Genomic DNA, 6,322 nt, shown 5'->3' with positions numbered 1-6,322 from the left:
ATGCAGAGAAGATGGGCGATATCGTCACCGACCGTCTCGTTGAAAGTTTCAGTAACCTCCTCGATTACAGTTTTACCGCACGCATGGAAGAGTCGCTGGACAGCGTCGCTTCCGGTGATCGTAACTGGAAAGCGCTGCTGGACGACTTTTACACGGCGTTCACGGAAAGCCTGGAAAAGGCCGGAGATGACGACGGTGGCATGCGCAGCAATCAGCCTACCGAAACAGATATCTCCTGTCCGAAGTGCGGTCGCAATATGCAAATTCGTACGGCGAGTACCGGCGTGTTTCTGGGCTGCTCGGGCTATTCACTGCCGCCAAAGGAGCGTTGCAAACAGACCATCAATCTCGTTCCTGGCGAGGAATTTGTGCGCATCGATGCGGATGACGACGAGGCGGAATCCCGCGTACTACGCAGTATGCATCGTTGCAAGATCTGTAACACGGCGATGGAAAGCTATTTGATCGATGAGCAGCGCAAGCTGCACATCTGTGGCAACAACCCGGATTGCAGTGGCTACGAGGTCGAGCGCGGCACCTTCAAAGTGAAGGGCTATGACGGTCCGGTCATCGAGTGTGATAAATGCGGGGCCGATATGCAGCTGAAAACCGGCCGTTTCGGCAAGTATTTTGGCTGTACCAATGAGAACTGCAAGAATACCCGCAAATTGCTGCGCAATGGGGAGGCCGCGCCGCCGAAAATGGACCCTGTGTCCATGCCCGAATTGCGCTGTGAAAAAGTGGATGATCACTACGTGTTGCGCGATGGGGCGTCAGGGCTGTTCCTCGCCGCCAGCGGTTTCCCCAAGAATCGGGAGACCCGGGCGCCTCTGGTAAAAGAAATCCTCCCTCATCAGGCGGAAATTGACCCCAAATACAACTTCCTGTTCTCGGCGCCTGCTGAGGACGACGAAGGTCGCGATACGGTGATTCGCTACAGCCGTAAGACGAAAGAGCAGTACGTACAGTCAGAAGTTGAGGGAAAACCCAGCGGTTGGTCAGCCTTTTATGAAGGCGGGAAATGGGTGGCGAGAGTCAAAGCGAAAAAGACCAGCCGTAAGACATCAGACAAATAGGGCGGGACAGCATGTCGTCAGAAACCTACCGAGGGCAATGCAACCTCCATCTGTTTCTTGCCCGACAGTATTTGAACCAACTGACTGAGGGCAGTCGGGAAGAGTGGGGAGGGCATTTCCATCGGGCTTGTCTTGAATCCTGTCTCTGGCAACTGCGGCTGGCTTACGAGAGCCATTTAGCGGATTTGCTATTCCAGCAACCCCGGTTTCAGCAGGCGATTCCTATCGGTCGTTATTCGGCCCGCGTCCTCTCATCAGGTGAGCATCCGCCGGAGATAGCGGAACTGGCTGACAGGGAAAGCCATGACGCGCGACTCAAATGGGTATTGGAGTACGCGTTTATCAATGCGCCCTCTGCGGTGCAGGCATCTTCCGGCGCACTTATTGCTTCTTCTCGCGGTGAGGATGACTCGCTGCAACGGAGCTGGGAGGCCCTGGAGTTCCTGAGTGATACCGTGAACCGGCATCGGGCGACACTGCAGGAATACTGATTGGCCGGAGATAGGCTGCCTTTGTTACACTACCGGTCAACCCCGTTGTTCGGGCAAGATCGACTCAAGGGATATTCTGTGCTGTCTTATTTAGAACTGGTTGAATTGGCAAATGGCGATATTGTGCTGCAGCGCTCTGAGGGCGATGAGCAGCCGTTGGTGACCATTCGCTTTTCTGATGAGACCCGCAAGCAGATTCCGGGCTCTTGCCTGGAGCTGGCCAGGGTCATGGTGCAGGCGGGGCTGGAAGCCGCGCAGATCATCAGCGATGACGTGGAAGATGATGTCGATGATGATGAAGATGCCATTGACGGCGTGTTGCCTCAATCTAAAACCGTGCATTGAGCACGGTTTCCTTTCTGTATACGTTCAATTAATCCTGTAAGTGGATTACCAGGCATTCGGCCTGGCCTGCCTTTGCAGCGTGGGTTAGCAGTTGTCGCTCGGCAGCTCCCAGTGGGCCTTTCAGTAACACCGCGACGGTGTGGCTCTTTCCGCGCTCAAGGGCACGAGCAGCGATATTGCAGAGACTGCCTTCATTTACAACGACTTGCAGGATGCGCTGTCCCCGTTCAGGGCTGTTGGCGTCAAGTAGCGGTTTGACCGGCCGATCTGCAACCCAGCAAAGCCAGCGCGGATCGGTGTTGCCGCAGAGCTGGCCCAGCATGGCGGACAGCAGAGTGCGCGACAGTTGCGCCTGGCTGCTAAGGGTGATTTCCGTAATGTGCGCGTTGTCAGCCGGGTGCTGCTGGTCAAAAAGAGGGCGTTGTTCAAAAGCCATGTTCAGTTTCCTCGACGCAATACGCCTACGCTCAGGCCTTCGATAGCAAAGTCCTGTTCACGCAGGTCAACTTCAATGGGGGCGTAGTCCGGGTTTTCCGCAATTAACAGCAAGCGGTGGTTACTTTTCTCTTTCTGCAGGCGCTTAACGGTAACTTCGTCACCGATTCTCGCGACAATAATCTGCCCGTTATGGGCAACGGGAGTGCGGTGAACGGCGAGGAGGTCGTTCTCGAAGATGCCCGCATTGATCATGCTGTCACCGCGAACACGAAGGAAATAGTCTGCAGCCGGGGTAAACAAATTTGGCGAGATGGCGCAGTGATCTTCGATGTGCTCCTCCGCGAGGATAGGGCTACCTGCTGCCACTTGACCGACAATGGGGATGCCGAGTTCTTCCGGAAGACGGATGCCACGAGAAGCGCCGGGAATGATTTCAATGGCGCCTTTTCTCGCCAGTGCCTTGAGATGTTCTTCCGCCGCATTGGGCGATCGGAACCCCAGCTCCTTGGCAATATCTGCCCGCGTCGGAGGGTAGCCTGTGTCTTCAATATGGCTTTTGATAAGTTCGAGAACCTGAGCTTGTCTGGCAGTTAGCTTTTCCATAATCGCGGTCTGGTTATCTATACAGTAACTGTGAGTATATACAGTATTTTATCCAGTGCAAGCGCTGCCCTGTATTTTCTGAAGCGAGGGTATGATGTGAAGAGGCCCGCCCCAGTAAAGCCGTGGGCGGGCAGAGGGGGGAGAGGGTTTCAGTAGTCGTCAAAAAGGCCGTTGACGACGTCAGTTTCTATTTCGTGTAACGGGTTGCAGAGTTGTTCCGGTATTAAGCCGTCGCCCCAGTCGCGGTAGTCGTCGTCGCTGAGCTCAAAGGCATTACGCCAGTCCTCGGGTTCTTCGATACTCTGCAGGGCGAGCTGTCGCCAACTCTCCAGATCATATTCGCAAATCTCGCCATCAATCATTTGCACTTCGATGGTGTGTTCCCGGTCGTCGATCGCAACGACTTCAAACTGCTGGTCAGTTTCAAGGTCTTTGTACCAGCTGCCAACTTGAGGAGCTATGCTCGCCATAACGCTTGCCTCCTTTCTTCGACTTTTGCACCAAGCTATCACTTCCCCTGGGGGTGTCCAGTCGGTATTTGCGCGTCGATAACCGTGGTTTCTCCTTAGTGAATTATTGGATGCATGGCGAAATCCAAGCGCTTTCAGAGGGATGGCTACCTAAGTTAAACTGCTTTTCCCATTTTGACCGCGCTTTTTTAGTGCAGCCAGCTATAACGGACGCGGTCATAACAAATAATCTGTCTAGCGCGGAGGAACTGCGGTGCTGTCTCAGGACTGGCTAAAGGGTGTGGAGTTTTCTAATTACCCATGGCTCACAGAAGTCTTTATCGTCGTCTTGATCATGCTGACGGCCAACTTATTCGTCGGACGACTGCTCAATAAGCTGGCGGAGAAATTTGCCAGAACGCACAACCTCTGGGACGACGCCTTGTTGCTGGCGTCTCGCAAGCCACTAATTCTGATGATTTGGGTCGTTGGTGCCAGTCACGTACTGGAGATTATTGGCGAAAGTACGGATGCGGATATCTTTTCGGCGCTACAGCCCTTCCGCGCGGTAGCGGTAATGGCGATTCTTGGCTGGTTTTTGGTCAAGCTGGTTCGAGAGATAGAAACAGGGATTCTGTCGCGGGAATATGGCGACGACGATGAGCCCATCGACCAGACAACCGTCATGGCGCTCGGCAAGCTGGTGCGCAGCGCGGTGATTATCGTCGTAGTGCTGATGATTCTGCAGAACCTTGGCTACAGTATCTCCGGGGTGTTGGCCTTTGGGGGTATCGGCGGGATCGCGGTGGGCTTTGCCGCCAAGGATTTGCTGGCGAATTTCTTCGGTGGGTTGATGGTGTATCTCGATCGCCCGTTTTCTGTCGGAGACTGGATTCGGTCCCCCGACAAGAATATTGAGGGGACAGTGGAAAATATCGGCTGGCGGCAAACCCGCATACGGACCTTTGATCAGCGTCCGCTTTATGTGCCGAATGCCACCTTCACGCAGATTTCGGTGGAAAACCCCTCGCGCATGTTAAACCGCCGCATATATGAAACTATCGGTGTGCGCTATGACGATGCGAAGCACATTCCGGCGATTATCAGCAAGGTCCGGGAAATGCTGGCCAACCATCCCGAAATTGATACCCGCAAGACACTGATCGTCAATTTCAACAGCTTTAATGCGTCTTCACTCGATTTCTTTGTGTATACCTTCACAAAGACGACGCAGTGGGTGAAATACCATGAAATTAAGCAGGACATCCTGCTCAACATTCTCGAGATTGTTCATGAGCTGGGGGCCGATGTGGCTTACCCAACCAGTACTATCAAAATGGACCCGGTACAAATAGAGCGTGTTGCTCGCGATGGCAGCGAAGCAGGAGACATTGAGAATGCCTAAAACGATTGCGGTGATCGGTGGAACGGGCTTGTGCGATTGGCCCGGCGCGGAGTTGTTGGGTACCCGCGAGGTGGAGACTGCCTACGGTGCCCCGAGCGCGCCGATTCATCAGATGAGATACAAGGGCGCGGAATTTCTGTTTCTGCCCCGTCACGGTGTGGGGCACTCGCTGCCGCCGCACGCGATCAACTACCGGGCCAATATTCAAGCGCTGAAAGACGCCGGTGCGGGTGAGATTATTGCAGTGAACGCAGTGGGTGGCATCAGTGAGCGCTTTGTTGCGGGGGTAATTGCCTTGCCGGAGCAGATTAATGATTACACCTGGGGGCGCGAGCACACGTTCTACGATGGCCGGGATGGCAATGTCCAACACATCGATTTTAGTTACCCCTATTGCGAAGAGTTACGCCTGCGATTGTGTGCCGCAGCCCAGACGGCAGATATTGATGTCGAGCCCTATGGTACCTATGCGGTAACACAGGGACCGCGTCTGGAAACGGCGGCGGAAATTCAACGCTTGGCGCGAGACGGCAATGATATGGTGGGGATGACAGCCATGCCTGAGGCTGCGCTGGCCAGGGAAGCCGGGCTGGATTATGCCTCGGTGTGTCTGGTGGTCAATCCGGGTGCCGGATTGAGCGACACCCTGATTACGATGGAAGATATTCAGGCCGTCATCGATACCGGCATGCTGCAGGTCAAATCACTGCTGGCTCAGTGTATCCTCAGCCACGGTTGAGGTTTGGGGCTTGCTGATCATGATCAGCAAGCCAAACAGCGGGTTATCGATATAGTGAAGCTCATCGCTGCGCATGCGGCGTTCTTCGCTCATCACTACGATCCGTTCTACCGGCTCGGCGCCTACCGGAATAACCGGTTGGCTGGGCGCGTTATCCTCAATACTCATGTCTGTGCCAGGGAATTCCACCAGTGCCTCCTGCGGGGGGAGGGTATCTTCCTGCGGGATCTCCACTTCCTCGTCAATCGGCTGATGGCGGTTGGGCCGTCTGGGCAAGTAGTAATTGCCCTGCTGGTAGCCAAAGCGCGAAAGCCAGAGTTGTGGCTCGGCATACAGATAGCGCTCCAGTGCGATACGAACATAGCCTTCCAGCTCATAGTGCTCGCCGTAGCGCTCCCCCCCTTGAATAAGAACCGCCGGTGCGCGTTTTCTGGGCTCTAAATCCTGTATCCAGCTCAGTTGGGTCAGTATGCGATAACGCGATGACAGCTTAAGAGAGCGCAGGGCCTTGGCAAACTGTGGGTGGTGGGTGCCGACACGGCTGAGGTTCGCTTCCCCTTGGTTGTTCAGCCGGACCCAGTCGTGGGGGTAGCGCAGGTGAAGATTGTCTGGCCAGACCTCGGCCTGTTGTGCGGCAGGATCGGTGTTGGCATAAACCACCAGATCGATCTGATAGCGCCCGTCGGGCTGAGCCAGCGCGCCCGCACTGAGCAGTGTGGCGAACAGGAGGGCGAAGAAGCGTTGGCGATGCATAGTGGGAATCTCTTTCCTTGTCA

The 6,322-nt window shown here is 55.0% G+C and carries 9 protein-coding genes; 5 read left to right on the top strand and 4 right to left on the bottom strand.

Translation table 11 applies throughout. The annotated features are described in order from the left end of the window. The 3 genes from AC5DB9_RS13765 to AC5DB9_RS13755 form a co-directional block, all read left to right on the top strand. Nucleotides 1-1,076 (top strand): topoisomerase DNA-binding C4 zinc finger domain-containing protein (locus AC5DB9_RS13765; protein ID WP_491732066.1); only part of this gene is annotated, 1,076 nt, incomplete at its 5' end. Nucleotides 1,077-1,087: 11 nt separating this feature from the next. Next, complete coding sequence (locus AC5DB9_RS13760) at nt 1,088-1,567, top strand: hypothetical protein (protein WP_022960094.1); 480 nt, start codon at nt 1,088-1,090, stop codon at nt 1,565-1,567. 78 nt (nt 1,568-1,645) lie between these two features. Next, the gene (locus AC5DB9_RS13755) at nt 1,646-1,912 is read left to right on the top strand and encodes a hypothetical protein (protein WP_022960095.1); all 267 of its coding nucleotides are present in this window, start codon (nt 1,646-1,648) and stop codon (nt 1,910-1,912) included. Between the two features lie 28 nt (nt 1,913-1,940). Here the strand turns inward: AC5DB9_RS13755 and AC5DB9_RS13750 are convergent, their stop codons facing one another. The 3 genes from AC5DB9_RS13750 to AC5DB9_RS13740 form a co-directional block, all read right to left on the bottom strand. Next, nucleotides 1,941-2,348 carry a hypothetical protein gene (locus AC5DB9_RS13750; RefSeq protein WP_272990177.1) on the bottom strand — a complete coding sequence of 136 codons (408 nt, stop codon included), beginning with the start codon at nt 2,346-2,348 and terminating at the stop codon, nt 1,941-1,943. 2 nt (nt 2,349-2,350) lie between these two features. Then, the gene (gene lexA, locus AC5DB9_RS13745; RefSeq protein ID WP_028968499.1) at nt 2,351-2,953 is read right to left on the bottom strand and encodes a transcriptional repressor LexA; all 603 of its coding nucleotides are present in this window, start codon (nt 2,951-2,953) and stop codon (nt 2,351-2,353) included. A gap of 149 nt (nt 2,954-3,102) precedes the next feature. Continuing rightward, entirely contained in the window at nt 3,103-3,423 is a 321-nt protein-coding gene (locus AC5DB9_RS13740) for a DUF6763 family protein (protein ID WP_022960097.1), read from the bottom strand. A 334-nt stretch (nt 3,424-3,757) separates the two neighbouring features. Between AC5DB9_RS13740 and AC5DB9_RS13735 the strand changes: the two genes are divergently transcribed. Both AC5DB9_RS13735 and AC5DB9_RS13730 read left to right on the top strand, forming a co-directional pair. Then, nucleotides 3,758-4,807, top strand: a complete 1,050-nt coding sequence (locus tag AC5DB9_RS13735) for a mechanosensitive ion channel family protein (protein WP_084495622.1) — start codon at nt 3,758-3,760, stop codon at nt 4,805-4,807. Further along, nucleotides 4,800-5,546, top strand: a complete 747-nt coding sequence (locus AC5DB9_RS13730; protein WP_022960099.1) for an S-methyl-5'-thioinosine phosphorylase — start codon at nt 4,800-4,802, stop codon at nt 5,544-5,546. The genes AC5DB9_RS13735 and AC5DB9_RS13730 overlap by 8 nt, the downstream gene beginning before the upstream one ends. On the opposite strand, the gene AC5DB9_RS13725 is transcribed toward AC5DB9_RS13730, so the two are convergent. Further along, on the bottom strand, nt 5,511-6,299 hold the full coding sequence (locus tag AC5DB9_RS13725; protein ID WP_272990186.1) for a CsiV family protein: 789 nt from the start codon (nt 6,297-6,299) through the stop codon (nt 5,511-5,513). The genes AC5DB9_RS13730 and AC5DB9_RS13725 overlap by 36 nt on opposite strands. Nucleotides 6,300-6,322 lie beyond the last annotated feature (23 nt).

The organism is Spongiibacter sp., assembly GCF_984394615.1.
Note: the sequence above shows the minus strand (reverse complement) of the source record. Positions and strands in the feature narration are given on the sequence as shown.

Excerpts from the sequence above, each read along its gene's own strand:
- AC5DB9_RS13760 (WP_022960094.1), top strand. The coding sequence starts at position 1,088 with ATGTCGTCAGAAACCTACCGAGGGCAATGCAACCTCCATCTGTTTCTT.
- AC5DB9_RS13750 (WP_272990177.1), bottom strand. The coding sequence starts at position 2,348 with ATGGCTTTTGAACAACGCCCTCTTTTTGACCAGCAGCACCCGGCTGAC.
- lexA (WP_028968499.1), bottom strand. The coding sequence starts at position 2,953 with ATGGAAAAGCTAACTGCCAGACAAGCTCAGGTTCTCGAACTTATCAAA.
- AC5DB9_RS13740 (WP_022960097.1), bottom strand. The coding sequence starts at position 3,423 with ATGGCGAGCATAGCTCCTCAAGTTGGCAGCTGGTACAAAGACCTTGAA.
- AC5DB9_RS13735 (WP_084495622.1), top strand. The coding sequence starts at position 3,758 with ATGCTGACGGCCAACTTATTCGTCGGACGACTGCTCAATAAGCTGGCG.
- AC5DB9_RS13730 (WP_022960099.1), top strand. The coding sequence starts at position 4,800 with ATGCCTAAAACGATTGCGGTGATCGGTGGAACGGGCTTGTGCGATTGG.
- AC5DB9_RS13725 (WP_272990186.1), bottom strand. The coding sequence starts at position 6,299 with ATGCATCGCCAACGCTTCTTCGCCCTCCTGTTCGCCACACTGCTCAGT.